The sequence below is a fragment of the Brevundimonas sp. CEF1 genome (assembly GCF_051353055.1).
Taxonomy (GTDB): Bacteria; Pseudomonadota; Alphaproteobacteria; order Caulobacterales; family Caulobacteraceae; genus Brevundimonas.
Map to the genome: position 1 here is coordinate 1,967,926 of NZ_CP195593.1, position 25,707 is coordinate 1,993,632.

The window sequence follows — 25,707 nt, forward strand, 5'->3', positions numbered from 1 at the left end:
TGGCGGCGCCGTTTCCTTCTCCAGGACAACTGAAACAGGAATCCGACGATGGGCGAAATCAAGAAGGTGGTCGTGATCGGGACGGGCGTCCTGGGAAGCCAGATCGCTTTTCAGACCGCCTACAGCGGCTTCGACGTCATTGCCTGCGACGTCAGCGACGACGTCCTCGCCAAGGCGCGCCTGCGACTGGCGGCCTTGGTCGAGACGTACCGGAAGGAGGTTCCGGGCGCGGTCGGCGGAAAGGAGGCGGAGGCCATAAGGCGTCTGACGCTGTCGACGGATCTGGCGGCCGCCGTCGCCGATGCGGATCTCGTGATCGAGGCCGTGCCCGAGGTTCTGGCTTTCAAACAGGCGGTCTATGAACAGTTGGCCACGCTCGCGCCGGCCAGGACGATCTTCGCCACCAACTCCTCCACCCTTCTGCCGAGCGCATTAAAGGCGTTCACCGGCCGACCCGACCGGTTTCTCGCGCTGCATTTCGCCAACAACATCTGGAAGTTCAACACCGCGGAGGTCATGGGAACGGACGACACCGATCCGTCGGTGTTCGAGACCGTCCTGAAGTTCGCTGCGGACATCGGCATGGAGCCGATCCCGATCCGCAAGGAAAAGGCCGGTTACATCCTCAACTCCCTCCTGGCACCATTCCTGAACGCCGCCGCCGATCTGGCGGCGGGCGGCTATGCCGATCCCCACGATGTCGACAAGGTCTGGCGGATCGCGACGGGCGCGCCGATGGGCCCCTTCCAGATGTACGACGTCATCGGCCTGAACACGCCCTACAACATCCTGTCGCAGGGCGACGCCCGCGCCCGCGCGCTCGCCGCCTGGCTGAAGGAAAACTACATCGACAAGGGCAGGCTGGGCGTCGCCTCCGGCGAAGGCTTCTACAGCTACAAATCCACCGACTGAGCCCTGACCAAATCCTCCCCCACGCCCAACCGAAGGAGTTCGCCGTGCACTACAGCAGTGGAAACTATGAGGCCTTTGTTCGTCCCCGCAAACCCGAGGGCGCCGACAGGAAGACGGCGTGGTTTGTGGGATCGGGGCTGGCCGGTCTCGCGGGGGCCGCGTTCCTGATCCGGGACGGCGGCGTGCCCGGTGATCGCATCACCATCCTTGAGGAACTGGAGATTCCCGGCGGGGCGCTCGACGGGCTGGACGTGCCGGAAAAGGGCTTCGTTATCCGCGGCGGTCGCGAGATGGAGGAGCATTTCGAGTGCCTGTGGGATCTCTATCGCTCGATCCCCTCGCTAGAAATCGAGGACGCCAGCGTTCTTGACGAATTCTACCGGCTCAACAGGGACGATCCGAACTTCTCCTTGCAGCGTACAACCCAGAACCAGGGCCAGGACGTCCCGGACAAGCATCTGCTGACGCTGAATGACCGGGCGCAGAAGGATCTAATCTCCATCTTTCTGGCGACCCGCGAGGAGATGGAGAACAAGCGGATCAACGAGGTCTTCAGCGAGGACTTCCTCAAGAGCAATTTCTGGCTCTACTGGCGCACCATGTTCGCCTTCGAGGAATGGCACTCGGCGCTGGAGATGAAGCTCTATCTCCACCGCTTCATCCACCACATCGCCAACCTGGCGGACTTCTCCTCGCTCAAGTTCAACCGCTACAACCAGTATGAATCCATGGTCCTGCCGCTGGTCAAATGGCTGACCGAACGTGGCGTCCGGTTCCGCTACGGCGTGGAGGTCACGGATGTGGACTTCGACATCCAGAACGGACGCAAACAGGCCACCCGCATTCACTGGATCGAGAAGGGCGAGGAGGGCGGGGTCGATCTCGGCGACGACGATCTCGTCTTCATCACCATCGGATCGCTGACGGAAAACTCGGACAACGGCGACCATCACACGCCGGCGAAGCTGAAGGAAGGCCCTGCTCCCGCCTGGGACCTGTGGCGACGCATCGCGGCCAAGGATCCGTCCTTCGGACGTCCGGACGTGTTCGGCGCCCATATTCCCGAGACCAAATGGGCCTCGGCCTCGATCACCGCCTTCGATCCGCGGATCGCCCACTATGTCGAGAAGATCACCAAGCGGAACCCGTTCACTGGCAAGATCGTCTCCGCCGGCATCGTCACGGTCAAGGATTCCAGTTGGCTGCTCAGTTGGACGGTGCATCGCCAGCCGCATTTCAAGAAACAGCCCAAGGACCAGATGATCGCCTGGTTCTACGCCCTCTTCGTCGACACCCCCGGCGACTATGTGAAGAAGCCCATGCAGGACTGCACCGGCGAGGAGATCACCCAGGAATGGCTCTATCACCTCGGCGTCCCGGTGGAGGAGATTGCGGAACTCGCCGCCAAGGGCGCCAGCACCGTCCCGACCATGATGCCCTACATCACCGCCTTCTTCATGCCGCGCCAAGCCGGCGACCGGCCGGACGTGGTGCCTGAAGGCGCCGTCAACTTCGCCTTCATCGGGCAGTTCGCGGAATCGAAACAACGCGACTGCATCTTCACCACCGAATATTCGGTGCGTACGCCGATGGAGGCCGTCTATACGCTGATGAATGTGGAACGCGGCGTGCCGGAAGTGTTCAACTCCACCTATGACATCCGCACCCTGCTGGCCGCCGTCACGCCTCTGCGGGATGGCGAAGGCATAGAAGTCCCCGGCCCCGCCTTCCTGCGCAAACTGCTGATGAAGAAGCTTGAAGGCACCGAGATTGCGAAACTGATCGAGGAGTTTCACCTGATATCGGAGTGAGCGAAGCGCGACGTCGTCCCGAAGGAAGGTGAAGGATGGCTGACGACGATCACCGAAGCGGACCCGCCGCAGGCCGACGGCAACGGCTTTCTCAAGGGCTGGACGGCGCAGCGCCGTCCAGTTCCCTCCAAGAGAAGGGAATGGACGTGTCGATGCACATCATCCGGTCCGAACTGGCGCCCTTGGGGCGGTTGCGCGTGGCGATCAATCTCGGCAATCCGGTCCTGGCGCAGAGGGCGGCGGACGGAACTCTCGCTGGCGTGTCGGTCGATCTCGCCTGGGAGATCGCTGTGCGCCTCGGCGTGGAGATGGAGCTGTCGAACTTCGCCACGGCGGGAGCGGCGGTGGCGGCGCTTCAGGATCAGGCCTGCGATCTCGCCTTCCTCGCGATCGATCCGGATCGTCGCACCGTCTTGGATTATACCGCGCCCTACGTCCGGATCGAAGCCTCCTATCTGGTCCCCTCCGAGTCCCGCTTCCGCTCCGTCCGCGACGTGGACGTTGCGGACGTGACGATCGCGTCGGGCCTGAACACCGCCTACGACCTCTTTCTCAACCGTTCGCTGAAACAGGCCCGACGGATTCATACGCCCTCCTCCCAGGCAGCCGTCGCCCTCTTCCTGGAGGGCGGCGCCGATGTCTGCGCCGGTGTGCGCCAGACGCTTGAGGCGGCGGCGCGCGACCGGGCCGGCGTCCGCCTGCTCCCGGACAGTTTCCAGGCCATCGACCAGGCCGTCGCCCTCCCCCGCGAGCGGCCTCACGGGCGCGGTTTCCTGGAAGCGCTCTTCGAAGATCTGGTCGCCTCCGGCTTCGTCGCCCGAAGGCCGGTCGCCAGCGGACAGGACGCCGCCCTCGCGATCGGTCCGGGACGCCCGGCGCCGGCCTAGGCTGCGGCGGGCGATCATTCCCAGCCGCAGTTCACGCTCCGGTCGAGGGCGCTCCGGACGGCCGGGTGAAGCGCCACCACGCCACGCCGCCGTAAAGGAGGATGAGGCCCAGGAGGTTGAGAACCTCGCGCCCCTGTTCGACGAGGCTGGCCCCCATCTGGTTCACCCCGACCATGAGATGGATTCCGGGCGTCGTGGGCAGCAGTCGGGCGAGGAAGGCGAGCCAGGTCGGCGTCGCCTCCGCGGGCCAGGACAGTCCAGCGAGAAAGAAGATGACCAGGGAGGTGCCCATGAGCAGTTGCAGGGGCCGCTCGCGGGTGCGGAAGACGCTCGCCAGGGCAAGCGCCGCTGCAACCGTCGCCGCCACGAAGAGGCTGCCGGCCACGATCAGCGTTCCGGGCGCGGCGGCGGCCCGTGGATAGTCCTGGAACCAGAAGACGAAGCCGGCGTAGTAGGCGACATCGATCCAGCCGATGACGAAGAAGGCGAGCGCGACGCCGAGGAGACGACGGGACGCAAACCGAAGCCGCTCCCCCTCGCCACGCAGGGTGGCCGCCAGCATTGCCAGTCCCATCAGCAGCGTCTGATGAATGATGAGGAAGCCGACGCCCGGAAAGACGGTGCTGCCGTATCCTTCGCGGGTGTTGAACAGCGGGTGCGCGATCACCGACAGGGCCGGCGGCGCCGGCGCGCCCTGCGCCATCGCCTGATCGACGGCGGCCTCGCCCGCCTCGGCCGTGATCGCCGCGCCTATGCCGGCCAGCGCCGTGCTGCTGCGCAGCAGATAGGCGCCGTTGCCATAGAGGGCCACCGTCCCTTGCCCGCCGGTGAGGATGCGACGTTCGAACCCCGCAGGCACGACGACGATCGCCCCCGCCCCTCTCGTCCGCAACCAGTCGTCCGCCGCCTCGGGCGACGGCAGGCGGGCGACGAGATCCGCCTGCTGCAGACCCGAGAGCTTGTGCACCAGCGAACGGCTGGCCCCGGTGTTGTCCAGATCCACCACGGCGACCGGGATCCGGACGGCGACCTCGCCGGAATAGGCGGAAGGGTAGAAGAAGGAATAGAGGATCGTCGACACCACGATCAGCATGAAGGCCGACCGGTCGGCGAGGACCGCGCGAAACGTCGCGATGAAGGCCCGGCCGATCAACGTCGCCCCCAAACATCGGGTTTGCGGGAGGCGGCCAGATATCGCGGCAGGCCCAGCCCGAACCCCACGACCGCGAAGGTCATCAGGATCAGCAGCAGTTTGACCGACATCGCCGCGGGCGCGCCCATCATCCATTGTTCGGCGACGAGACGGGCGAAGGTGGTGTAGGGCAGAAGCGCGCTCCAGACGCGCGCGAAGGCCGAAGCGGATTCGATTGGAAAGACGGCCCCGGCGAAGGCGAAGGAGGCGCCCGCATAGAGGGCGGTCATGGACAGCGCCTGCCCCATGGACAGCGTCAGGCCGACGATCAGCGTGGCCATACCCGCATAAGCGAGATAGAGGCCGACATAGCCCGCCAGGAGCAGGCCGACGCTGCCTTCAACCGGCCAGCCGCGAAACGCCGCGAGATAGATGGTCGCCAGGGCGCCCCAGACGAGAAAGATCGCCACATAGGGCGCGATCTTGCCCACGACCGCCGCAGCGGCCTCGCGCGGCGGCCCGGCCAGCCAGCCGCCGATCGTCCCGTCTCGCAGTTCGCGTCCCAGGGCGCTGACGACCGCCACCATGAACAGCAGATGCAGCAAGGCCGGGTGGATCAGGGCGACCAGTTGCAGCTCGTAGCTGGCCTGGGGATTGTAGAGGATGCGGCTCTGGACCTGGATCGGCGCCGGCCGCACCCGGCCCGGGCCGAGGATCGCCGCGCTCTGTTGCGCGGCCAGGGTCCGGGCCTGGCTCTGGATCACGGCGCCGACCTCGCGCAGCACTGACCCCGAGGGCGTGGAGTAGCTGGCGTTGTAGAAGACCAGCACCCTGCCCGCCTCGCCGCGCAGCACCGCGCGTTCGAGCCCTTGCGGCAGCATGACGATCGCATAGGCGCGGTTGGACCGCACCACGCTCTCGGCCTCGGCCATATCCTTGGGGCGGGCCGCCACGTGCAGGCCGGGCGAGGCGTCCAGACGACGAACCAGATCGCGAGCGACGCTTCCGCCGTCGGCGTCGACGACGGCGACCGGCAGATCGCGCATAACCCCCGCCGACATCTGCACGGCGACGAGGGCGAGAAGCGCCAGCGGTAGCCAGACGACGAGGAACAGATCCCAGAAGCTCCCGCGCAGAAAGGCGATCTCGCGTCGGGCGCCGGCGAGAAACGCCGCGATCATTGCGGCCAGTCGAACAGGACGGTCATGCCCGGCCGCAGCCCGTCGACGCGCGAGACCGGTGCGACGCGCACCTCGAAACTCTTGACGTCGAAGCCGCTCGACTGCCGGGTCGCACGCCAGGTAGCGAAATCTCCGGCGGGAGCGATGAAGGTCACCCGGAACCGGGCCGTGCGGTTCTCCAGAGCGGGAATACGACCCGTCAGAGTCTGTCCGCGTCGAATCCCGCTGAACTGATCCTCGCGCAGGGTGAGCGTCACCCAGGGATGCTCTATGTCCGTGAGCATGAAGACCGGGAACCCTTGGGGGACCAGTTCGCCGGGCTGGGCGAGCCGCCGGCCCACCTCGCCGGACGACGGCGCCAGCACCCGGGTTTCGCGCTCCGCCGCCTCGACCTCCGCCACGGCGCCGCGCGCCTGCCGCACCTGTCCCCCGGCCGCCTGGCGATCCTGTCGGCGCGCCCCGGCCAGCGCCAGGTCATACTGGGCGCGAGCGGCGCGGGCGGCCTCCGTCGAGGCCACCGCATTGGCCCGGCTCTCGTCGCGCTTCTGCCCCGCGATCACGCCCTGATCGTACATCTCCTGGGTGCGGGCATACGTCGTCTGGGCCAGATCCGCCGCCGCCTGCGCGCGCCGCCATTGCGCTTCCGCGGCCCGGATATCCTCCGGACGCGCACCTTCGTCGGCCTTGTCGGCCGTGGCCTCGGCGGCGACGAGGGCGCCGCCCGCCTGTTCTGAACGTGCCGCGACCTCGGGACTGTCGAGGGTGTAGAGCAGTTGGCCGGCCCGGACCGGCTGCCCCTCCTCCACATGGAAGTCGGCGATCCGCCCCGTCACCTTGCTGGTGATCCGAAGCTCCCGCGCATCCACCATCCCCTGAAGCTGATCGGGAACGGGTCGGTAGCTGAGCCAGAGGCCGACGCCGAGCCCCGCCACGATCAGCGCCCCGATGCCGAGGGGCAGCAGTTTTCGGCGCCGTCGAGACGGTCCGGCGTCGCCCCGTTCCCCGCCCGGCTCCGTGTTCGGCGTCGGCGTGTCCTGGGTGTCGGTCATGGCGCGATCCTTTCGCCCTGGTCGATATAGTCGGGCATGTCCTCGATCCGGCCGCTGACATGAAGAAGGCGGGCGAGCGCGACCACGAAGTCATGGGCGGCCTGGGCGCGCTGGATCCGCGCGCGTCCGACGCCGAGTTGGGCGTCGATGACGTCGAGCGAGGTGGTTTGCTGCACCTGGTAGCCGACCATCTGGACGCGCAGGTTCTCCTCGGCGGCGACGATGGCGCTGTCGGTTCTCTGGAACCGCCGCCGGGCCGCTTCCGCGTCGTTCCAGGATCGGGTCACGCCGATCTCGATCTGGCTTTGCGCCTCGCGCAGCCCCGCCTGGGCCTGGGCGACCTTCTCGCGCGCGGCGCGGACATTCTGCGAGCGATCGACGCCGGAGAAGAGGGTGTAACGGAGACCGACCCCCACGGACCAGTCCGGATCGGTCAACAAGGTGTCCCGACGATCAAAGTTGTACTGGGCGAAGCCATAGACCGTCGGCAGAAGCTCGGCGCGCTGGGCGGTGACACCGGCTTCCGCCTGGTCTTCCAGGGCCTGGAGCCGCTCCAGCTGCGGGTGGGCGCGATAGGCGGCTTGCAGATAGGTTTCCAGCGGCTCGAGCGGCCGGAGAAGCACGAAGAGAGACGTAGCCGGATCGATCCCCGACGGCGCCCTCAAGGTCCCAGAGAGCGCCGTGTCCGCGCTGGCCAGATTGGCTTCGGCCGTCTCCAGTTCGCGCGCCGCGTCGTCACGCGCCACCTCCACCTGCAGGCGCTGGGCGCGACTGATGAACCCGCCGCGCTCCAGAATCGTCGCATCGGCCAGGTGGCGTTCGAGGCCCGCCAGGACGTCGCGGCGGACGTCCCGAACCCGGGTGAGCAACTGTTGCCCGAAATAGAGTTCGGTCATCTGCAACAGGGCGTTATCGACGACGATCTGGCGCTCAGCCCGGGACTGGCCGAGTTGAGCCTCAGCGGCCGCCTGGGCGGCCGGAATCCGGCCGCCGGAATACAGCGGGACGGTGGCGGTGACGATCGGCCGCGTGCTGTCGCGTTCCATCTGGAACTGCAACGGATCGCTGATGGCGTAGTCCTGAGCGACATCCGCCAAGGGCCCCAGCGGCAGATAGAGGGTCTTTTGATACCGCATCATCTGGCCCTCGAACTCCACCGTGGGCAGCCGCAGCGTCCTTACAGCGTTTTCCTGGGCTTCCCGGCTGCGGACATCGGCGTCCGACGCCTCAATGGCGTCCGAGCGTTGCAGGAGCCTGGCCTGCGCGTCGCGATAGGTCAGGGGCAAAGGACCAACGGTCTGGAGGCCGGAGGTTTCGGCGTCAGAGATCTGGGCCTTGGATGCGGGAGCGTAGGCGGCCGCACAGGCCGAGGAGATCAGCAGGATCAGCAGGATGGAAGGTCGCAAGGTCATGAGCGAGGTTCTCCTTGGCCGACCGTAGCGTTGACATCGATCCATCTCAATACATACCTGTATCGAATGATCCAGAAGACTGCTCTCTTGAGCCCAAGGCCTGTCCGGAGCCGTCCCACGCGTGCCCAGACGCGCGAGCGTATCCTCAACGGCGCCCTGGAAGCCTTCGCCGAACGCGGTTTCCAGGGGGCGACACAGGAGGACATCTGCGAACGGGTCGGATTGAGCCGGGGGGCGTACAACTCCAATTTCCGGTCCAAGGAGGAGCTGTTTTTCGCCATCTACGATCGGACGATCGAACGGCTTGAACGGCATCTCGAAATCTCGATCGCTTCGGCCCAGTCCAGACCGGGACCGGCGGCGGAGAACTTCGTCAGGGCGTTCATCGCCGGCTACGCCTTCGACCGCAGTTGGTATCTGCTGCAGGCGGAGTTCGGCCTGCACACCCTGCGCAACCCCGCAGTGGCGAGCCACTACGCCGCACGGCAGGCTCGCATCCTCTCGGTTATCGAAGAGGCCGTCTGCCGCGTCTGGAGCGGAATCGAGCCCGGCCGCCCCCACGCGTCTTCTCGCGTCGCTCGTCTCATTCTGGCGGTCCACGAAGGCGCCATGTTCCAGCGCCTGCTGGAACCATCCGCAATCAAGGACGGGGAATTGCTCGCCCTCTTCGCCGAGTTTCTGGTCTCAAGGTCCGTCATCGACGCGTGATGAGCGTGGCGCCGCCCGCTCGCCTCCGCCTTCGGCAACGACCGCGATGCAGGCGGCGCAACGCGAGGACAAAACGCCGCCAGCCATGGGCGGACGGCCTATCAAGAGGATAAACGTCCGGTCGGATGATCAGATGAAAGCAAGGCCCCTCTTAAGAGGGGGCCCGGCTCGCCGTCACTTGTCCCCGTAGTAGCTGCCGAAATGGTTGGATGGCGACCACGCCGGGAGCGCTGCCGGCAAGGCCGGCGTCAGATCACCGTAGTCTTCCACGCCGAAAACGACCCTGCCGTCCATGACCGTCAGGACCGATGAAATGGCCTCGATTTCATCCTCCGAGACGGAGAAGTAGTCCCTGTCCAGGATGGCGAAGTCCGCCAGATTCCCGGGCGCGATGGCGCCCAGCTCGGCCTCGGCATTCATGAACCAGGCGCCGCCCCGGGTGAACAGCCTCAACGCCTCGGCCCGCGTGAGCCGGTTGTCATCGGCGAGCGCCTGTGAGCCGGACACGGACTTGCCGGTCACCATCCAACTGATGCCGACCCAAGGGTTGAAGGTGGCGGCCCGGAAGGCGTCCGTCGTCATCGCCAGGGGGATGCCGCTGTCCACCAGCATACGCAGACGCGGGGTCTGCAAGGCCGCTTCCCGCCCGTGCGTCTTGATGAAGCCATCGGCATGCAGCGCCATCTTGGCGTCCAGGGCGATACCGCCGCCCAGTCGCCTGACGCGCTCGATGTTTTCCGGGCTGATGGTTTCGGCGTGCTCCAGGCTCCAGCGCAAGCCGTCGATCGGCACAGTCTCATTCACCCGCTCCAAGGCGTCGAGGAAGGGCGTAATGTTCTCGTTGTAGGAGATGTGCATCCGGAAGGGGATGCGTCGCGCGATCAGCCGAGAGACGTCCTCCTCGACGAAGCGCTGCATCGTGTCAGGATCGATGATCACCGCCGGCCGATCGAAATTCTCGTGATCGTGCACCGCTCCGTTCAGCACCTCGCCCGCCCCGCGATACTCATGACCGTGCTGGAGCGTGGGATGCAGGTTCTGTCCCGGACTGATCGGAGCGGTCCTCGTGATGGCCTCGATCTCCAGATCGACCATATTGACCGGACCGCCGTCGCCGAGTTGGAGGTCCACGAACGGCATGCGCACATTCAGGCGATTGTCGCGGGCCAGCACATCGACCCGGGCTTGCGCTTCCGGGTACGGCCACCGGCCGCCGTTGTCGATGATCGAGGTCACCCCCAGACGGTTCAGGCCGCGAACGCTGTAGGTGATCGAGCTGACCTGCTCCTCGACACTGGGTTGGGGCACCATCGTTTCCAGCGCGAGAAACAGCCATGTGTAGCCATGGATGACGCCGGTGGGATTTCCCCGGCTGTCACGCTCGATCTCGATATCCGGGAGTTGCGCGAACTGTTCGGAGCCGACGTTGAGCGCCGCCATGGCCTGGTCGTTCAAAAGGGCCCGGTTGTAGGCGTACTGAACAATCGCGGGACGATCCGGAACCGCCGCGCGCAGCTCATCGATCGTCGGGAAGCGGTTCTCTTCGAACTGATAGGGCGACCATCCGCCGATGACCTTGACCCACTGGCCCTCCGGCGTGCGTCGCGCCTGCTCGCTGAGCATGTCGAGGGCCTGCCGCAACGTCGGCACGCCGTCCCAACGGACATTGTAGTTGTAGGCCAGGTCATTGAGGACGTGGGTGTGAGCGTCGACGATGCCGGGAATGAGCCTGCGGCTGCGCGCATCGATCACCGTCGTTTGCGCAGTCGACAGGCCGCGGATTTCGGCGTCGGAGCCGACCGAATAGATCCGCCCGCCTCGGACGGCGAGCGCCGACGCTTCCGGCTGAGACCGATTGCCGGTGAAGATCTTCGCATTGACCACGATCAGGTCCGCGCCCGCGCCGGCGACCGGCGCGGTCTGCGCGTGCGCAGTGGTGAACGAGACCGCCGCAACGACGGCGATGAGAAGTGTCCTGATCATTCTGTCCTCGTTTCACTCGCAAGGGGCGCCGGTCCGGCGCGAGCCGGAGCGCCGAAGTTCGGTGCGAGGCCTTGAGCAGCCCCAATGCACAGGTTCTCGCAGCCTCCTCCCTCCGGGATAGACCGCGACACCGGCACACTGTGTCGCCGTGCGAGGAACGCGTACGGTGGCGGCGAAACGATCTAGAGCCGCCTCGCCTTCCCCTCTGTGGACGTACCGGGCAAGCTGGCCTGCCGGCGCACGCCGTTCCAGCGCTTCGCCCCCCGGGATCCAACCGTCAGCTTGGCAGGACAGAGGCTGTAGCGACCGGATTTGCCCCTGGCGGCTGTTCGCGTCGGCTCGGGCGGCGTCTGCCCGGATGGAGGGGCCAATCGGTCCGGCCTCCGGCTACGGACGGCGTTTGCGACGGCGCCCTCAGGCGGCTTGCCTCACTCTCTTGCCTTTCCAACCTTCCCCGAATGGAGACGCGGTGGCGCACGAAAAGGCGCTAGCGTCGGGCGAAGGCGAGGCTCAACTCGGTGCGCGGGCGGAAACAACGCACGGCGAGGCCATATGCTTTTCTCAGTTTCCGACTTCCGCCGAACGGGCGTGCTTGCGGCGGCCTGTCTCGTCGCCGGCTTCATCGCGCTGAGCATCCATGTCGGCCTGCTCGCCGCAGGCGTCCCCTTCCCCATTCCGACCCCGCCATTGTGGGCGACATGGCTGCACACCGCCTTGGTCGCGGGCGGCCTGATCATGGCGCTTGCAACCGCGGGACCGCGGGGACTTGGTGGATCTTTGGCGGGCCGGACGCTGCTCGCCTTCGCCATACTGGTGCTGCTGCAGGAGACCTTCAGGGTCGCGGTCATGAACGGCGTGGTCACCGGCGGCTGGGCCTATGGCGCGATCGGCCTCATCAAGCCCCTGCTCCGGTCCCTGATCCTCGCACTGCTCTGCGCGGTGGCGGTGCGTTGGGCGCGTGGACCGATCTCGGCGATGGCCGCGGCGCTCGCGGCGGCGGCCGTGGCGACCGGCGCCCAACGCCTGATCCATCCGTTTCTGAACCCCTGGCTCGACACCTTCGATCATCTGTCGCGCGCCCCCCTGTTCGTCTTCCCCTATCCCTTCCATGTCACCGTCGCCGCCTACGTCAGCTTCATCGAGGCCGTCGTCGGCGCCGTCATCCTGACCGCGCTGATCTGGGATCGTCTGCCGGCCCGGCTATGGGCGCGACTGGCCTCGCTGGCGCTCCTGACGGCCCTCATCAAAGGCGTCGTGGGCGGGACCGTCCTCTATGGCGTCTTCACCGGCGACAACCCCTGGATCGGCCTGTTCAGCTGGAGCCAATTCCTGCTGGAGTTCCTGGCCCTCGGCGCCCTGATCGGGGCGGTCTGGGGCAGGCTTGGGCCTGACGGTTCACCAGCCGGCCTTCCACCACCCTGAAGACGGACCGATGAGCGGGGAAGAGGCCCTGATACGGTCCCGTTCAACTGCGGGCCGTGCGCCAGTTGGGATAGGTCACATAGGCCGTCCTGGCGCCGTCGGCCCCGGCGGTGATGGTCACCTCCACCCCCTTGGGCATGTGCACGATTGCGCCGGGCGCGGCCGAAACGGTTTTCCCCTCTGACGTTACTTCAAGTCCGCCCTCCAGCACGATCATGACGTCATCAACCCGCATGGTTTCGGTCAGTCTCGATCCCGCCCCCCAACGCCCGTAGCCGATGCTGATCGGCGCGCCGTCGGCGTCATTAACGACATCGCCGGTTTCAATCTCGTCTTTCTGGCCGGGCGAGCGCTCCATTGCGGCGTCGGCGAATATGAATCCCTGCATCTTCATGGTGCGGCTTCCGTCTGTTCGTCTGCAACGCAAATTCCCGACGGCCGGGACCGTTCCTCGAGATGATCCCCGATCCCGCCAGGGTCGCCCTGCGCCTTGTTGGTGAGGAAGACGCGACGAGCGCGGCGGCTGGACGCGACGGATGCCGATGCGCCCGGAATCCGAGCCGCTTCCGACCAGGGCGGCGCTTATTAGTATTTGAAGGTCGCCATGGCGCTGGCGAGAAAGATGGTCTGCGATGATCCGGTCTCGCGGATGAAGGGACCGGCCCCGAGGGCGCCGGCCGAAACCGCCAGCGCCAACTCCTGTGTCGCGCGCCATGTCGCTGACAGCTCGATCTGGGTGCCGATATAGCGAGCGTTGCTGCCGCGGCCGCTGCGGACCAGCGCTCCTGGAATGGAATAGACTCCGTCGCGAGTGCTCTCGCGCCAGTAGGCCGCCCCCATCAAGGTGACGTCCAGGTCGTCACGGGGACGAAGGGTGACCGAAGGCTGGAGGTGAATGAGGTTGCGAGGACCGATCGGCGACTGGGCGACGAAGTACCGCCCACGGGGGAACAGGGCGTTGAAGGTGTTCAGCTCGGGGTCGTCGGGGTCGTCGTCGCCGGAGATGTAGTCGATCATCATAACGACTTCGGGACTGAGCGGAGCTGTCGCAAATCGGCGACGGATTTCGCCGCCCACGCCCCAGGCCGCTGTGCGGCATCGTTGAACTCGCCGCGCTGGATGACGCCCTCGACGTTCCATCGCCATCCGCCTTCGACCCCGAACCAGCGCATGCCGAAGGAGTGAACGGTCTGGCGACCCGAGCCCTGGTCATAGACCGCGTTACGATCCCGGAATCCCAACCAATAGAGATCAACGCCGGTCCGGCGGTCTTGGGCAAGCCACTGGGTTCCATAGAGCCCCCACAACGCCTTCTGGTCCGAGGACCGGTCATCGAAGTCGCCAACACGGTTTTCGACGGGCCGCAGACCCAGGGCGGTGATCCGACGCGTTCCCCGGGTCAGGGAGACATCGGCGCCATCGAACGCCAACGGCACATTCACGCCGTAGCGCGTATCCACCAGACGCCCGCCGCCCAAGGATCGCAGCCGCCGCCCAGCGGCTAGATCCAATGTGGTCCCCGACGCAATCTCCATCTCCAGGCCGACGAAGCCCTGCAGGAAATCGACGCCCGTCGTATCCACAGGCGTCTCGACGCGATCGGCTCCGGAAATGTCTGAGATGATCGGCTGGGCGAACACGCGCAGCTGACCCATATGCAGGTCCGCGTAGGGCATCACACGGTTCCAGAGATAGTCGTTGCGTGGCTGCTGCCCCCATTGCCCGTGCTGGTAGGATTCATATCGGGTCCGCGCCTCAAGGCCGGTGGTCAGATACAGGTCTCCGGCGTCGTTGAGCGGAAGGTATTTGAACGGTTCGGTCCAGCGCCCCGTGCGCCTCCGCGGGTCCGCAAGAACCGACCAATCCTCACTGTATCGCTCGATGGTGATGCCGGGGCCGCCCACGCTCGCCGGCGCCTGAGCCCAGGCAGCCGGCGCCGAAACGGCGATGGCCGCGATCCCCGTCAGACATCCTCTCCAGCAGAGCCGACGCGCGAAGGGCTTCTCGGCCCCGCGACGGAGCGACCCGCTGCGCCGCCCGGCCATGGCGAGGAAGGAAGAGGGATTGGTCGGGTCGAAGGGGTGGCGGGACGCCATGCCGAATCTCTCTTGTTGGAGGTGGAGCAGACGCCGACAGCGCCGACCCTTGCGACATTGGCAGTTCCGATTTCGATGCGGTATGGCCCCATGGGGCTACGCAGTGTCGCCCAAGGAGGAACAATCATGGACATCGACGAACTGCGCACCTTCGTGGAGGTGGCGGACACCCTCGGCGTTTCGCCCGCTGCGCGGCGGCTGGGCGTCGCCAAGTCCGTCGTCAGCCGCCGCCTTTTCAGGCTGGAAGCGGATCTGGGCGTGCAACTCCTGTCGAGAACCACGCGCGGCGCCGTCCTCACCGAGGCGGGCGCGGCCTTTCGGGACCATGCGGCCCGGATTTGCGCTGAGGTCGACACGGCGCGGGAGACGATCGCGCCACAGGGGGAGCTTCAGGGCCGTCTGCGTGTCGCCGCGCCCCTCACCTTCGGCCCGACCCACTATGCGCCTGCCCTCGCTGAAATGGCGCGACGGCACCCCAAGCTCACCTTGCAGACCTGCTACTCGGATCGTTTCGTCGACCTAGTGGCCGAAGGTTTCGATTGCGCCATTCGGGTCGGCTATCTGCAGGATTCCACCCTGATCGCCCGCAGGTTCGGGTCCGTGTACGGCAAGCTCGTCGCCAGCCCCGATTACATCCGCCTCCATGGCGCGCCACAGGCGCCGGACGACATCATGGACCACGAGGCTCTGATGCAGGGGTCCGAGACCTGGCAGTTCATCGATGGCGACCGAACCGTCTCGATCCGTCCCCGCGGCCGGTTCAAGGCTGACAACGGAACCGCGCTCGTCTCGGCGGCCCTGGCTGGGCTCGGGCTGGCCTGGTTGCCGGACGATTTCACCCGGCCCCACGTGGAGGCCGGCAGACTTGTGGAGGTGATGCCGCAGTTTCCGGTGCCGCCGGGCGGGGCTTACGTCCTCAGGCCGCCCGGCCAGCATCCGTCCCGCAAGATTCGCGTCTTGACCGAGTTGCTCATCGAGATGTGCGTTTAGCTCTGAAGGGTCGCACGGCCGGAGCCAACTCCAGTCGGGCTGTTTGAGCCCCAGATAGCCGACGCCCCGCGTTGCCGGAATGGCGACACCGAGGCGCTCGCCGCGCGACTACTCATCCCCGATCGGAACAGGGATAGTCGAGCTTCTCGCAGCAGCCCGGAGCCCGACGTGCCCAATATTCTCGCGCTCACCAGCAGCGTTGCGGGCGACGCCTCGGTCTCGAGCCTCCTGGTCGACTACGCCGTTCGACAGTTGGTGGAGTTTCACAGCGGCGGGGCGGTCACGCGACGCGACCTCGGCCAGGACCCGATCCCTCATCTGACGCCCGAGACCGTCGCGGGCGTGCGCGCCGTGGCCAATACCGCGCCGGAGCTGACGGCGCGTCGGCTCTCCGACAAGTTGATCGGCGAGGTCTTCGCCGCCGATGTCATCGTGATCGGCGCGCCGATGTACAACTTCAGCATACCCACCGGTTTGAGAGCGTGGTTCGACCACGTCATACGGCCGAGGATCACGTTCGCTTACGGCGAGGCGGGCGTCCAGGGCCTCGTCACGGGCAAGAGGGCGATCGTGATCCAGTCCCGCGGCGGCCTCTATACCGAAGGCCCCTTGGCGAGCCTGGATTTTCAGGAACCCTATCTTCGCCTCCTGCTCGGCTTCATCGGGATCAGCGATGTCGCGTTCGTCCAGGCTGAGCGGATCAGCCTTGGACCGGACGCCCGAGAAGCGGCGATCAACCAGGCGAAATCCCCAATCGCGGTCGTCGCCGCTCAGCCCTTGTCCGACGACGTCTAGACCCCGCCTCGGCGAGCCCCCGGCTGGCCAGCCCGAGCCCTGCCCTTGGGAGCGAGCGAGCCACCGATGCCCCACCCACGTCCCGCCGTCGCTGCGCGTTGAAAAGGAGGTCTTCCATGCCTGACTTCGCGCCGCCCGCTGTGAATCACGGCTCCGTTTTCGCCGACATGCGCGCCCACCACGTCGCCATCCGCACGCCCGATCTGCAGCAAGCTCTCGACTTCTACGTCGGCGTTCTGGATTTCCGCATCGTTGCGACCTGGCCTCACGGCGACAGCCTGCTCGCCTATATCGCCCCGCCCGCTGACGACCATTTCTACGTCGAGATTCTGGGAGGCGGCGCGCCAGTACCGGTCGAGACTCGCCCCTACGCAGATTTGAGCGATAGCCTGCAGTATCGCGGCTATCATCACCTCTGTTTCGCCGTCGCCAGCGTGGACGCGACCATCGAGCGACTGCGCGCACGCGCGGTGACGATCGTGACAGATCCCTTCGTCGTCCCCGCGATCAACCGCAAGCTCGCGTTCTTCTGCGACCCCTTCGGCAATCTCATCGAACCCGCAGAGGTCCTGAGTTGATCACAGACCATGTCGCCTATGATCGACCGGCAGCGGAGGCCGCGCTGACAATGCCGTCCCACCCCGCCATCGCGACATCGACGACGCTGTCGAGTTCGGAACGGTCGGCGCCGTTGCGGGCCCGGATCGACATGCCCGCCTGGACGGTCTCCACAAAGCGCGCCAGTCGCGCGGTGTCGAGATCCTGCGGCAAATCTCCTTCCGCCACGCCTCGATCGATGCGGGCCTTCAATCGGCTGAACGTCGTCTCCACGTCTTTGGCGAAGGCCTGAAGCGCGGGCAGGCCCTCGCACCCCATGGAGGCGATCGTGGCCATACAGCCGCGCGGGATGTCGAAGACCGCGCCTGAGAAGGCGGCGGCTGAATCGTGAAGAAAGGCGGCGGTCGCCTCGCGTGCTGTCGTCGCCTGGCGGGCGCGATCCCAGGCCAGACCCTCATATTTCCGCACGTAGTGATGCAGCGCCTGGGTGAAGAGGTCGTCCTTCGATCCAAAGGCCGCGTAGAGGCTCTTGGCGCCTATGCCCATGGCTTGGGTGAGGTCCGCGATGGAGGTCGCTTCATAACCCTTGGACCAGAACAGGGTGGTCGCCGTGTCGAGCGCGGCGTCACGATCAAACGCCCGCGGTCGGCCGCGGCCGCGCCGCGCCGGAAGCGCCTCGGAAAGGGGTGAATCTAAATTCTGCATTGAATGATGTATAATTCCGTTGACGCCCATTTTCAACGTCCCTACCTAATTATGCACCAGTCACTGCATAAATGGATGAGACGATGATTGATCTGAGTGGGAAACGCGCCCTCGTCACCGGCGGCTCTCGCGGCATCGGGGCGGCGATCGCTCTGGCCCTGGCCGAGAACGGTGCCGATGTCGCCTTCACCTACGCCAACTCCCCCGATCGCGCAGAGGGCGTCAGAGGCGCGATCGCAGTCAAGGGGCGCAGGGCTTTCGCCATCAAGGCCGACAGCGCCGACCCCAAGGCGATTGAACGGTCCGTCGCGGAGGCCGTCACAGCACTTGGCGGGATGGACATCCTCGTCAACAGCGCCGCAGTGGGCTTCAATGGCCTGATCGCCGATCTCGATGTGGACGCCTACCAGGCGATGATGGACATCAACGTCCGGGCCCCGGTGCTGTTCTCCAAGGCCGCCATCCCGCATCTGACCTCGGGCGGACGCATCATCTTTATCGGCTCCAGCCTGGGGGATCGCGTCCCGTTCCCGGGCGTGACCGCCTACGCCATGTCGAAGTCGGCGCTTCTGTCTTTGACGCGTGGTCTTGCCCGCGAACTGGGGCCACAGGGCGTCACGGTCAATCTGGTCGCCCCCGGCTCGACGGATACCGAGGCCAACCCGGCGGACGGCGAGAGCGCTGAGTTCCAGCGTGGTTTGACGGCGCTGGGACGTTTCGCCGAGCCGGCCGAGATCGCCAACGCCGTGGCCTTCCTGGCCAGTGCGGCCGCCGGCGTCATCACCGGCTCCGTCCTGACCGCAGACGGCGGCGCCACAGCGTGATCCCTAAGACGCCTCCGGTTCTTGCAGCCGGAGGCGTCATGGCGGCCAGCGCCCCATGAGATCATTGGCCCGGACGCACCGCATTAAAGCTGAGGGATCCGCCGATCATCACCGAGCACGATCCCCATGGTCCGTCGCATCAATCGCGGGCTGAAGCCCAGGCCGCGCCAGGCTTTCGGCTGGCTCCGACATCCCTGACGACATCCAGCAGAGCGCGCAACGCAGGGGGGATAGACCGATGCCCAGGGAAGTAGAGCGCCAGCCTCTCTTCGCCCGGCATCCAGTCCGAAAGGACCTGGCGTAAACGTCCCCGCGTCAGCGCACCGGACGCCGCAAACTCTGGAACGTAGGCGATGCCCAAACCAGCGACGGCGGCGTCCACCATCAGCGCCTCGTCATCAAGGACCAGACGGCCGCTGATAGCGAGCGCTAGCGGAGTTCCGTTGCGCTCGAACTCCCAGCGATAGGGTTTGCCGCTCGGCAATCGGTGGCCGATGCAGCGATGGCGATTCAGAGCTTCCGGCGTGTCCGGCGTGCCGGCGCGCTCGAGATAAGCCGGAGCCGCGACGCACACGTATCGAAGCCCGGCAGGCATGGGCGCCGCGATCATGTCCTTGGGGATCATGTCATGCGGCCGTACGCCGACATCGAAACCCTGTTCTACAATATCGACGAGACGATCCTTCGCGACGATATCCACGGTCACCTCGGGAAACCGTTCGGCCATCTTCGGCAGGATGTCGCGGACAAACATCGCCACGGCCAGACGCGGTGCATTCAGACGGACCACGCCCTGCACCTGCCCGCGGAATGGAGCGACGCTCTCCAACGCGTCGTCAAGCAGGTCGAATGCTGGGCCCAGGCCTTCGAGCAGACGGATTCCCGCCTCAGTGGGTGAGACGCTCCGCGTTGTCCGATTCAGCAAGCGCACACCGAGACGTGTCTCGAGCGTCCGCAAGGCGTGGCTGAGCGTCGAGGGAGCCACGCCCAGCTCATCCGCCGCCCGCCGAAAGCTGCGAAGGCGGGCCACCGTCGCAAAGGTCATCAGATCGTTTAGCGACGGGCGGGCCATTCGTGGGATTATTTCATCAACTCGTGCGGAATTGAACGTCTAACCGATCAAATCGACGTCTCCTACCTTCGATCAGCCCCGACAAGCTCGGCGCAAAACCTCAACAACCGAGACGTAACTCCAATGTCTGACCGCGAAGCGATCTTCCCACCCAATCGTCACGCCCTTTACGATCTTCATCGCTATTCCGCCGCCATTCGGTCCGGTGACCTCGTCTTTGTGTCCGGACAGGTCGGCAGTCGCGAAGACGGCTCGCCCGAGCCTTCGTTTGAGGATCAGGTCAGAAGGGCGTTCGCAAATCTCGAAGGAGTCTTGACCGCCGCCGGCTGCGGGTTCGACGACATCGTCGATGTGACCACCTTCCACACGAACCCAGACGCCCAACTGGAGACGGTGATGGCTGTCCGAGCAGAGCTTCTCGGCGGACCGCCTTACCCCAACTGGACCGCCATCGGAGCCACTTGGCTGGCAGGGTTCGATTTCGAGATAAAGGTGATTGCCCGCGTGCCAGGGGATTTCCCCAAGGCTGACCCCGGCATTTCACATCCCTGTTGATAGCCCTGCGGATCGGATATCGGCTCTAAGGGGCCGATATCTCCGTCTTCAGGACCTCAGTGACCGTCGGAAAACATCCGGGTCGCGCGCTTTCGGCATTCGAAAAGTGCGCTCGTATCGGATGCGTCAGAAGACAGCCGAGCCGGAACAAAGTGTGCGCTAACGGCGCGCATTGCGCCAATCAACCTACCCGATCCAACAGGGCGATGATCTCCTCGATCTTGCGACGCTGCTCCGCTGGGTCACCCGAGACGATGGCGTCCTCGACGCAGTGGCTGAGGTGCCCCTTCAGCATCTCGTTTTCGAACCGGCCCAAGGCGGCCTTAATGGCCCGGACCTGGGTCAGGATGTCGATGCAATAGCGGCCGTCCTCCACCATACGCGAGACGCCGCGCACCTGGCCCTCGATGCGGTTCAAACGCTTGGTCAGCGCGGGCTTGTCGTGGTGATGCATGGTCGGATCATAGCGTGGATCACCCATTTGCAAAATACCCTATGGGGGTATAATTGCGGTCCATAGTTAAGGTCGAGGATCGCCCATGTCGCATGACCATAGCCCGCACGATCACCGTCATTCCCAGGGCCCCGACGCCCAATCCTCGACCAACGCCACAGCGAAGGATCCCGTCTGCGGCATGACGGTCGATCCGGCGAAGACGACCCACCATACGACGCACGACGGGCACGAGTTCCACTTCTGCTCGGCCGGTTGCCGAGCGAAGTTCGTCGCTGATCCGGCGAAATACCTGACGCCCGCCGCGCCCGAACCCGTCAAGCCCGGCGTCATCTACACCTGCCCCATGCACCCCGAGGTGCGCCAGATCGGCCCGGGAGCCTGTCCAAAATGCGGCATGGCGCTGGAGCCGGAAGACGCCACGGCCGGCGCCGGCCCCAATCCCGAGATCGCCGACTTCACCCACCGGTTCGTCGTCGGCGCCGTCCTGACGGTCCCCCTGTTCGTGATGGAGATGGGCTCGCACCTGCTCGGTCTGCACATTCCCCTACCCCACGGCTGGAGCGGATGGGTCCAGTTCGCCCTGGCGACGCCGGTGGTGTTGTGGGCGGGCTGGCCGTTCATCGCGCGCGGCTGGACCTCGGTCAGGACTTGGAACCTGAACATGTTCACCCTGATCGCGCTCGGGACCCTGGTCGCCTGGGGTTTCAGCACGGCCTCGGTCGTCGCGCCCGACCTGATCCCCGACGCCTTCAAGGACATGCACGGCCAGCCGCCCCTCTATTTCGAGGCCGCCGCCGTCATCGTCACCCTGGTGCTCTTGGGCCAACTGCTGGAGTTGCGCGCCCGCGAACGTACCTCCGGCGCCATCCGAGCCCTGCTGGACCTGGCGCCAAAACAGGCCCTGCGCATCCGGTTGGACGGAACGGACGAGGAGATCGCCGTCGAACACATTGCCGTGGGCGACCGCCTGCGCGTGCGGCCGGGCGAGAAAGTCCCGGTCGATGGCCGCCTGATCGAAGGCCGGGCATCGCTGGACGAGTCGCTCGTCACCGGTGAATCCCTGCCGGTGACGAAGCAGGTCGGCGACGATCTGATCGCGGGCTCGTTGAACGCCACCGGCGGCTTCGTGATGGAGGCCGAGAAGGTCGGAGCCGACACCCTGCTGAACCAGATCGCCGCCCTGGTGGCTAAGGCCCAGCGCAGCCGCGCGCCGATCCAGCGGCTGGCCGACCGCGTCTCCGCCTGGTTCGTGCCCGCCGTGGTGCTGGCGGCGGTCGCGGCCTTCATCGTCTGGTCTGTGATCGGGCCGGAGCCGCGTCTGGCCTATGCGCTGGTCGCGGCGGTCAGCGTGCTGATCATCGCCTGCCCCTGCGCCCTGGGTCTGGCCACGCCCATCTCGATCATGGTCGGGGTGGGGCGCGGCGCCCAGGCGGGCATACTGATCCGCGACGCGGAAGCATTGGAAACCTTCGCCTCTGTCGACACAGTGGTGGTCGACAAGACCGGCACCCTGACCGAGGGCCGCCCCGCCCTGACCGCCGTCCAGCCCGCGCCCGGTTTCGACGAGGCCGAATTGCTGCGCCTCGCCGCCGCGGTCGAGCGGGCCAGCGAGCACCCCATCGCCCGCGCCATCACCGAGGGCGCTTCCGCGCGCGGGATCACGCCCGCCGCCGCCGAGGACTTCGACAGCCCCGTCGGGCGCGGGGCCTTGGGCCTGGTCGAGGGCCGCCGCGTGCTGATCGGTTCAGTCGGCTTCCTGAAGGACGAAGACGTCGACGCCTCCGGCCTGTCCGCCCCGGCCGACGCCCTGCGCGCCGATGGAGCGACCGTGGTCATCGTGGCCGTGGACGGCGCGCCTGCGGGCCTGCTGGCTGTGGCCGACCCGGTCAAGGCGACCACGGCCGAGGCGGTCGCGGCCCTGCACGCCGAGGGCGTTCGCATCCTGATGCTGACCGGTGACAACGAAACCACGGCCCGTGCCATCGCTGCCCGCCTGAACATTGATGAGGTCCGCGCCGACGTCAGCCCCGCCGACAAGGCCGCCGTGGTCGAAGCCCTGAAGGCTGAAGGCCGTCGCGTCGCCATGGCCGGCGACGGGGTCAATGACGCGCCCGCCCTGGCCGCCGCAGACGTCGGGGTGGCGATGGGCGCGGGCTCGGACGCGGCGATCGAGAGCGCGGGCGTCACCCTGCTCAGCGGCGACCTGAACGGCATCGTCCGGGCGCGACGCCTGTCGCGCGCCACGGTGTGCAACATCCGCCAGAACCTCGGCTTCGCCTTCGGCTACAATGCGCTCGGCGTGCCTCTGGCGGCGGGCGTCCTCTATCCGGCCTTCGGCCTGCTGCTCAGTCCGATGATCGCCGCCCTGGCCATGTCGCTGTCGTCTGTCAGCGTCATCTCCAACGCCCTACGGCTTAAGGGCGTCCGGCTGTAGAAGGCAGAGCGCCGAAAGTCCTGCTTGCCGATCGGCCCGCCATCGGACGACCAGTCAACGCGGAGTGACGTCTGGCGCCTGTAGCATTCTGCGCGGCGGGTTCGACGAGGCCTAAAACGCGACGATCACCCGAAGCTCAGTCCCGTCACCACAGGTCGCAAGGAAGGCGTCTGGCTGCACGCGTCAAACGGTCAGGCTCGTAAAAGTCTGTGGCTACCGGAAACCTACGGGTAGCGCTTGTCTGCACATCGCGCTCGACTCAGCTTCTCGCGATCCTCGCGCAGCGGCTCAGGAGGCGTCACATGACCGAGCCTCGGCTCTTCACTGAAAAGGAGGCCGCAGAGTACCTGGGCCTGCCAGCGGCCAGCGTCCGCAAACTATCGTTCGGGCACGTGCGGCTCGGAACACGACATCGATACGACCGCAAGGTTCTGGACGCCCATCTTGACCGGCTGGCCGGACTGGATTCTTCTGCGGAACTGAACGTGAACAAGGCCGATGCCGAACTCGCCCGCTTCATTGCCGATCACCCGGATGCTGCCCGGGGTCCATAGGATCAAGCGCGCCAAGGCGAACCGGGTTTTTGAATACTGGTACGCGTGGCGCGGCGGTCCGCAAATCCTGGCGGCGCAAGCTTCCAGCCTGCGCTCCCTCGCGCGAGAGGTCGCCCGAAAGGCGCCGGCGGCGATGGAGGCCTATCGCGCGCAGATCAAGACCGAGAAAAGCGCGACCGACGAGCCGACACTCTACGGCTTGATCACGCGCTACCTCGACCTGATGAACCAGGACAAATCACTGGCTCTTCGAACCAAGACGGATCGCCGCAAACATCTTGACCTCGTACGGACGGAATTGGGTGATCTAACGCTGGCCGCCCTCACCTCGCCTAAGGCGCGATCCTTCTTGCTCACCTGGCGCGACAAGCGAGCGAACACGCCCAAGACCGCCGACGAGCTTCTGGGCGCGCTGTCACTGGTTCTGAACTGGGCCGTGAACCGGGGTGAGTTGGCTACGAATCCCGTCGCGAACTTCCCGCGCATCTACAAGGTCAACCGGGCCGACATAATCTGGGAGCCGCAGCATCTGGAGACCATCCTGGCCTACGCTGACCCGCCAATCGCGGCGGCGATCCGACTGGCTGCGGTCACGGGTCTGCGCAAGAACGACCTCATCGCCCTGCCTTGGGCGGCGGTGAAGGAGAACGCCATCATCTGGCAAACCGGCAAAAGCCGGGGCCGAAAGAGCGTGGTCCTTCCGATCACGGACGCTGTCCGGGAGGTACTGGGCTCCCTTGAGCGCGGCAGTTGCCCGACCGTGCTGTCCACCTCCGACGGTGAACCGTGGACACCGCCAGGCCGCGGTCTGGACAGCGGCGTACAACGCGCCCGCAATGATGCTGAGGAAGCGGCGCAGACGCGTTCAGGATCGGAAGCGACCGCCGGTCTGGATGGACTGCGCTTCCATGACCTGAGAGGCACCGCGGCGACGAACTACATCCTCGCCGGCCTGCCGCTCGACGACGTGGCCACGATCCTGGGGTGGGAGTTGCAGCGTGTGAAGGAGATCGCCCGGCGCTACGTCACAGGGGAAGCTATCGGATTGGGTATGATCGCCCGGCTTCAGGAAGGGCAGAACAGAAGGCCAACTGTAAAACCCAGTGTAAAACCCACCTCCCTCAGGAGAGGTCAAAAGGGCTCAAATGCAGTGAGGGCGGTGGCTGGGGAACTAGGACTCGAACCTAGAATGACGGTACCAAAAACCGTAGTGTTACCATTACACCATTCCCCAGCAGGTCCGGCGCGCCCCGCAGTTCGTCGCTGCGAGGAGCGGTGAGATACGCCAAGCTTTTCGGGGATGCAACACTGAAAACATAAGAATTTTCACCGAGCACCGAGTTTCTAAAAAGCCGCGAATTCCCCGCTTGCGAGGTCCGAAACGGATGGCTATAAGCCCCCTCCTCGACGCAACGACGGCCTCTGGCCCGCGCCGAGAAGAAATGTCGGAGTGTGGCTCAGTCTGGTAGAGCACTGCGTTCGGGACGCAGGGGTCGGAGGTTCGAATCCTCTCACTCCGACCATTTTTCCTTACATCGTCAGATGACTTCCCCTTTGAGGGGCCATGGCTTTCGCGCGCGTGCGCGATAAGCTCGTCATCATGGTCAAGCTGCTTACCCCCGCCGAAGTCGTCGCCTTCTGGATCGAAGCCGGTCCCGACAAATGGTTCGCCAAGGACGCCGTGTTCGACGTCGCCTTCACCGAGCGATGCCGCGACACCCATTTCGCCGCCGCCGCCCGCAAGCTGGATGACTGGACCGCGACGCCCGAGGGCAGCCTGGCCCTCATCATCCTGCTGGACCAGTTGCCGCGAAACGCCTTCCGCGACACGGCGCACATGTTCGCCACCGATTCCCTGGCCCTCATGTTCGCCAAGGCGGCCATCGCGCGCGGCGACGACCGGAAGGTGGCCCACGACCTGCGCCCCTTCGTCCTGATGCCGCTGATGCATTCGGAATCGCTCACGGATCAGGAGACCCTGCTGACCCTGCTGGACGAGACCGAGCAGCCGAACACCCACAGGTTCGCCGTGATTCACCGCGACATCATCGCCCGCTTCGGCCGCTTCCCGCACCGCAACCCCTGTCTGGGCCGCGAAACCACGGCGGATGAAGCGGCCTTCCTGGCGGGAGACGGCTTCAAGGGCTGATTCGATCCACAATCGTGATCG

The 25,707-nt window shown here is 66.0% G+C and carries 22 protein-coding genes, 2 tRNA genes and 2 pseudogenes; 15 read left to right on the forward strand and 11 right to left on the reverse strand.

What is annotated here, in order from left to right:
• The first annotated feature begins 48 nt into the window (after nucleotides 1–48).
• The 3 genes from ACR9FL_RS10170 (at nucleotide 49) to ACR9FL_RS10180 (ending at nucleotide 3,610) form a co-directional block, all read left to right on the forward strand.
• Complete coding sequence (locus tag ACR9FL_RS10170; RefSeq protein WP_003169322.1) at nucleotides 49–912, forward strand: 3-hydroxyacyl-CoA dehydrogenase; 864 nt, start codon at nucleotides 49–51, stop codon at nucleotides 910–912.
• A gap of 44 nt (nucleotides 913–956) precedes the next feature.
• Nucleotides 957–2,723: an oleate hydratase gene (locus tag ACR9FL_RS10175; protein WP_054765655.1), complete on the forward strand. Its 1,767-nt coding sequence runs from the start codon at nucleotides 957–959 to the stop codon at nucleotides 2,721–2,723.
• A 140-nt stretch (nucleotides 2,724–2,863) separates the two neighbouring features.
• Nucleotides 2,864–3,610 carry a transporter substrate-binding domain-containing protein gene (locus ACR9FL_RS10180; RefSeq protein WP_224761442.1) on the forward strand — a complete coding sequence of 249 codons (747 nt, stop codon included), beginning with the start codon at nucleotides 2,864–2,866 and terminating at the stop codon, nucleotides 3,608–3,610.
• Nucleotides 3,611–3,641: 31 nt separating this feature from the next.
• Here ACR9FL_RS10180 and ACR9FL_RS10185 read toward each other — a convergent pair whose 3' ends face one another.
• From ACR9FL_RS10185 to ACR9FL_RS10200, 4 genes are read right to left on the reverse strand one after another with little or no spacing between them, the layout of a single operon-like run.
• Nucleotides 3,642–4,763 carry an ABC transporter permease gene (locus tag ACR9FL_RS10185; RefSeq protein WP_054765653.1) on the reverse strand — a complete coding sequence of 374 codons (1,122 nt, stop codon included), beginning with the start codon at nucleotides 4,761–4,763 and terminating at the stop codon, nucleotides 3,642–3,644.
• Nucleotides 4,760–5,923 carry an ABC transporter permease gene (locus tag ACR9FL_RS10190; RefSeq protein WP_054765652.1) on the reverse strand — a complete coding sequence of 388 codons (1,164 nt, stop codon included), beginning with the start codon at nucleotides 5,921–5,923 and terminating at the stop codon, nucleotides 4,760–4,762. The genes ACR9FL_RS10185 and ACR9FL_RS10190 overlap by 4 nt, the downstream gene beginning before the upstream one ends.
• The gene (locus tag ACR9FL_RS10195) at nucleotides 5,920–6,972 is read right to left on the reverse strand and encodes an HlyD family secretion protein (protein ID WP_017505076.1); all 1,053 of its coding nucleotides are present in this window, start codon (nucleotides 6,970–6,972) and stop codon (nucleotides 5,920–5,922) included. The genes ACR9FL_RS10190 and ACR9FL_RS10195 overlap by 4 nt, the downstream gene beginning before the upstream one ends.
• On the reverse strand, nucleotides 6,969–8,384 hold the full coding sequence (locus ACR9FL_RS10200; RefSeq protein WP_292046211.1) for a TolC family protein: 1,416 nt from the start codon (nucleotides 8,382–8,384) through the stop codon (nucleotides 6,969–6,971). Before ACR9FL_RS10200 ends, ACR9FL_RS10195 begins: the two co-directional genes overlap by 4 nt.
• Before the next feature lie 66 nt (nucleotides 8,385–8,450).
• Between ACR9FL_RS10200 and ACR9FL_RS10205 the strand changes: the two genes are divergently transcribed.
• Nucleotides 8,451–9,092 carry a TetR/AcrR family transcriptional regulator gene (locus ACR9FL_RS10205; RefSeq protein WP_436355499.1) on the forward strand — a complete coding sequence of 214 codons (642 nt, stop codon included), beginning with the start codon at nucleotides 8,451–8,453 and terminating at the stop codon, nucleotides 9,090–9,092.
• Between the two features lie 174 nt (nucleotides 9,093–9,266).
• Here ACR9FL_RS10205 and ACR9FL_RS10210 read toward each other — a convergent pair whose 3' ends face one another.
• Complete coding sequence (locus ACR9FL_RS10210; RefSeq protein WP_054765650.1) at nucleotides 9,267–11,075, reverse strand: amidohydrolase; 1,809 nt, start codon at nucleotides 11,073–11,075, stop codon at nucleotides 9,267–9,269.
• A 552-nt stretch (nucleotides 11,076–11,627) separates the two neighbouring features.
• Here ACR9FL_RS10210 and ACR9FL_RS10215 point away from each other — a divergent pair.
• A complete protein-coding gene (locus ACR9FL_RS10215; protein ID WP_054765649.1) occupies nucleotides 11,628–12,497 on the forward strand; it encodes a hypothetical protein in 870 nt (289 codons plus the stop codon).
• A 43-nt stretch (nucleotides 12,498–12,540) separates the two neighbouring features.
• Here ACR9FL_RS10215 and ACR9FL_RS10220 read toward each other — a convergent pair whose 3' ends face one another.
• Both ACR9FL_RS10220 and ACR9FL_RS10225 read right to left on the reverse strand, forming a co-directional pair.
• Complete coding sequence (locus ACR9FL_RS10220) at nucleotides 12,541–12,891, reverse strand: hypothetical protein (RefSeq protein ID WP_003167189.1); 351 nt, start codon at nucleotides 12,889–12,891, stop codon at nucleotides 12,541–12,543.
• 191 nt (nucleotides 12,892–13,082) lie between these two features.
• Nucleotides 13,083–14,593 (reverse strand): annotated as a pseudogene (locus ACR9FL_RS10225) (alginate export family protein).
• A 126-nt stretch (nucleotides 14,594–14,719) separates the two neighbouring features.
• On the opposite strand from ACR9FL_RS10225, the gene ACR9FL_RS10230 reads away from it, so the two are divergent.
• From ACR9FL_RS10230 to ACR9FL_RS10240, 3 genes are all read left to right on the forward strand, one after another.
• Nucleotides 14,720–15,583, forward strand: coding sequence for a LysR family transcriptional regulator (locus ACR9FL_RS10230; protein WP_066624814.1), 864 nt, complete (start codon nucleotides 14,720–14,722; stop codon nucleotides 15,581–15,583).
• A gap of 168 nt (nucleotides 15,584–15,751) precedes the next feature.
• Nucleotides 15,752–16,378, forward strand: coding sequence for an FMN-dependent NADH-azoreductase (locus tag ACR9FL_RS10235; RefSeq protein ID WP_436355500.1), 627 nt, complete (start codon nucleotides 15,752–15,754; stop codon nucleotides 16,376–16,378).
• Nucleotides 16,379–16,494: 116 nt separating this feature from the next.
• Entirely contained in the window at nucleotides 16,495–16,956 is a 462-nt protein-coding gene (locus ACR9FL_RS10240; protein WP_436355501.1) for a VOC family protein, read from the forward strand.
• 16 nt (nucleotides 16,957–16,972) lie between these two features.
• Here the strand turns inward: ACR9FL_RS10240 and ACR9FL_RS10245 are convergent, their stop codons facing one another.
• The gene (locus tag ACR9FL_RS10245) at nucleotides 16,973–17,671 is read right to left on the reverse strand and encodes a TetR/AcrR family transcriptional regulator (protein ID WP_197273298.1); all 699 of its coding nucleotides are present in this window, start codon (nucleotides 17,669–17,671) and stop codon (nucleotides 16,973–16,975) included.
• Between the two features lie 53 nt (nucleotides 17,672–17,724).
• Here ACR9FL_RS10245 and ACR9FL_RS10250 point away from each other — a divergent pair, with 53 nt between their 5' ends.
• Nucleotides 17,725–18,465, forward strand: a complete 741-nt coding sequence (locus tag ACR9FL_RS10250; protein WP_035283814.1) for an SDR family NAD(P)-dependent oxidoreductase — start codon at nucleotides 17,725–17,727, stop codon at nucleotides 18,463–18,465.
• Between the two features lie 139 nt (nucleotides 18,466–18,604).
• On the opposite strand, the gene ACR9FL_RS10255 is transcribed toward ACR9FL_RS10250, so the two are convergent.
• A complete protein-coding gene (locus ACR9FL_RS10255) occupies nucleotides 18,605–19,537 on the reverse strand; it encodes a LysR family transcriptional regulator (RefSeq protein ID WP_054765646.1) in 933 nt (310 codons plus the stop codon).
• A 123-nt stretch (nucleotides 19,538–19,660) separates the two neighbouring features.
• On the opposite strand from ACR9FL_RS10255, the gene ACR9FL_RS10260 reads away from it, so the two are divergent.
• On the forward strand, nucleotides 19,661–20,092 hold the full coding sequence (locus ACR9FL_RS10260; RefSeq protein WP_003167198.1) for a RidA family protein: 432 nt from the start codon (nucleotides 19,661–19,663) through the stop codon (nucleotides 20,090–20,092).
• A gap of 181 nt (nucleotides 20,093–20,273) precedes the next feature.
• Here ACR9FL_RS10260 and ACR9FL_RS10265 read toward each other — a convergent pair whose 3' ends face one another.
• Entirely contained in the window at nucleotides 20,274–20,573 is a 300-nt protein-coding gene (locus ACR9FL_RS10265; RefSeq protein ID WP_174523843.1) for a metal-sensitive transcriptional regulator, read from the reverse strand.
• 58 nt (nucleotides 20,574–20,631) lie between these two features.
• On the opposite strand from ACR9FL_RS10265, the gene ACR9FL_RS10270 reads away from it, so the two are divergent.
• The 3 genes and pseudogenes from ACR9FL_RS10270 to ACR9FL_RS10280 all read left to right on the forward strand — a co-directional run.
• The gene (locus ACR9FL_RS10270; RefSeq protein WP_054765645.1) at nucleotides 20,632–22,983 is read left to right on the forward strand and encodes a heavy metal translocating P-type ATPase; all 2,352 of its coding nucleotides are present in this window, start codon (nucleotides 20,632–20,634) and stop codon (nucleotides 22,981–22,983) included.
• Nucleotides 22,984–23,285: 302 nt separating this feature from the next.
• The gene (locus ACR9FL_RS10275; protein WP_003167202.1) at nucleotides 23,286–23,537 is read left to right on the forward strand and encodes a helix-turn-helix domain-containing protein; all 252 of its coding nucleotides are present in this window, start codon (nucleotides 23,286–23,288) and stop codon (nucleotides 23,535–23,537) included.
• Nucleotides 23,538–23,760: 223 nt separating this feature from the next.
• Nucleotides 23,761–24,468: pseudogene (locus tag ACR9FL_RS10280) on the forward strand (tyrosine-type recombinase/integrase); the annotation flags it as partial.
• Nucleotides 24,469–24,697: 229 nt separating this feature from the next.
• Here ACR9FL_RS10280 and ACR9FL_RS10285 read toward each other — a convergent pair.
• Nucleotides 24,698–24,771, reverse strand: a tRNA-Gln gene (locus ACR9FL_RS10285).
• Nucleotides 24,772–24,983: 212 nt separating this feature from the next.
• Between ACR9FL_RS10285 and ACR9FL_RS10290 the strand changes: the two genes are divergently transcribed.
• Both ACR9FL_RS10290 and ACR9FL_RS10295 read left to right on the forward strand, forming a co-directional pair.
• Nucleotides 24,984–25,060: transfer RNA gene (locus tag ACR9FL_RS10290), tRNA-Pro, on the forward strand.
• 77 nt (nucleotides 25,061–25,137) lie between these two features.
• Nucleotides 25,138–25,686, forward strand: a complete 549-nt coding sequence (locus tag ACR9FL_RS10295; protein ID WP_436358141.1) for a DUF924 family protein — start codon at nucleotides 25,138–25,140, stop codon at nucleotides 25,684–25,686.
• Nucleotides 25,687–25,707: the final 21 nt, after the last annotated feature.

Bases quoted from the DNA above. Each gene is read 5' to 3' on its own strand.
- ACR9FL_RS10170 (WP_003169322.1), top strand. From the start codon at position 49: ATGGGCGAAATCAAGAAGGTGGTCGTGATCGGGACGGGCGTCCTGGGA.
- ACR9FL_RS10180 (WP_224761442.1), top strand. From the start codon at position 2,864: ATGGACGTGTCGATGCACATCATCCGGTCCGAACTGGCGCCCTTGGGG.
- ACR9FL_RS10190 (WP_054765652.1), bottom strand. From the start codon at position 5,923: ATGATCGCGGCGTTTCTCGCCGGCGCCCGACGCGAGATCGCCTTTCTG.
- ACR9FL_RS10195 (WP_017505076.1), bottom strand. From the start codon at position 6,972: ATGACCGACACCCAGGACACGCCGACGCCGAACACGGAGCCGGGCGGG.
- ACR9FL_RS10200 (WP_292046211.1), bottom strand. From the start codon at position 8,384: ATGACCTTGCGACCTTCCATCCTGCTGATCCTGCTGATCTCCTCGGCC.
- ACR9FL_RS10205 (WP_436355499.1), top strand. From the start codon at position 8,451: ATGATCCAGAAGACTGCTCTCTTGAGCCCAAGGCCTGTCCGGAGCCGT.
- ACR9FL_RS10210 (WP_054765650.1), bottom strand. From the start codon at position 11,075: ATGATCAGGACACTTCTCATCGCCGTCGTTGCGGCGGTCTCGTTCACC.
- ACR9FL_RS10215 (WP_054765649.1), top strand. From the start codon at position 11,628: ATGCTTTTCTCAGTTTCCGACTTCCGCCGAACGGGCGTGCTTGCGGCG.
- ACR9FL_RS10220 (WP_003167189.1), bottom strand. From the start codon at position 12,891: ATGAAGATGCAGGGATTCATATTCGCCGACGCCGCAATGGAGCGCTCG.
- ACR9FL_RS10230 (WP_066624814.1), top strand. From the start codon at position 14,720: ATGGACATCGACGAACTGCGCACCTTCGTGGAGGTGGCGGACACCCTC.
- ACR9FL_RS10240 (WP_436355501.1), top strand. From the start codon at position 16,495: ATGCCTGACTTCGCGCCGCCCGCTGTGAATCACGGCTCCGTTTTCGCC.
- ACR9FL_RS10245 (WP_197273298.1), bottom strand. From the start codon at position 17,671: ATGGGCGTCAACGGAATTATACATCATTCAATGCAGAATTTAGATTCA.
- ACR9FL_RS10250 (WP_035283814.1), top strand. From the start codon at position 17,725: ATGATTGATCTGAGTGGGAAACGCGCCCTCGTCACCGGCGGCTCTCGC.
- ACR9FL_RS10255 (WP_054765646.1), bottom strand. From the start codon at position 19,537: ATGGCCCGCCCGTCGCTAAACGATCTGATGACCTTTGCGACGGTGGCC.
- ACR9FL_RS10260 (WP_003167198.1), top strand. From the start codon at position 19,661: ATGTCTGACCGCGAAGCGATCTTCCCACCCAATCGTCACGCCCTTTAC.
- ACR9FL_RS10265 (WP_174523843.1), bottom strand. From the start codon at position 20,573: ATGGGTGATCCACGCTATGATCCGACCATGCATCACCACGACAAGCCC.
- ACR9FL_RS10270 (WP_054765645.1), top strand. From the start codon at position 20,632: ATGTCGCATGACCATAGCCCGCACGATCACCGTCATTCCCAGGGCCCC.
- ACR9FL_RS10275 (WP_003167202.1), top strand. From the start codon at position 23,286: ATGACCGAGCCTCGGCTCTTCACTGAAAAGGAGGCCGCAGAGTACCTG.
- ACR9FL_RS10295 (WP_436358141.1), top strand. From the start codon at position 25,138: ATGGTCAAGCTGCTTACCCCCGCCGAAGTCGTCGCCTTCTGGATCGAA.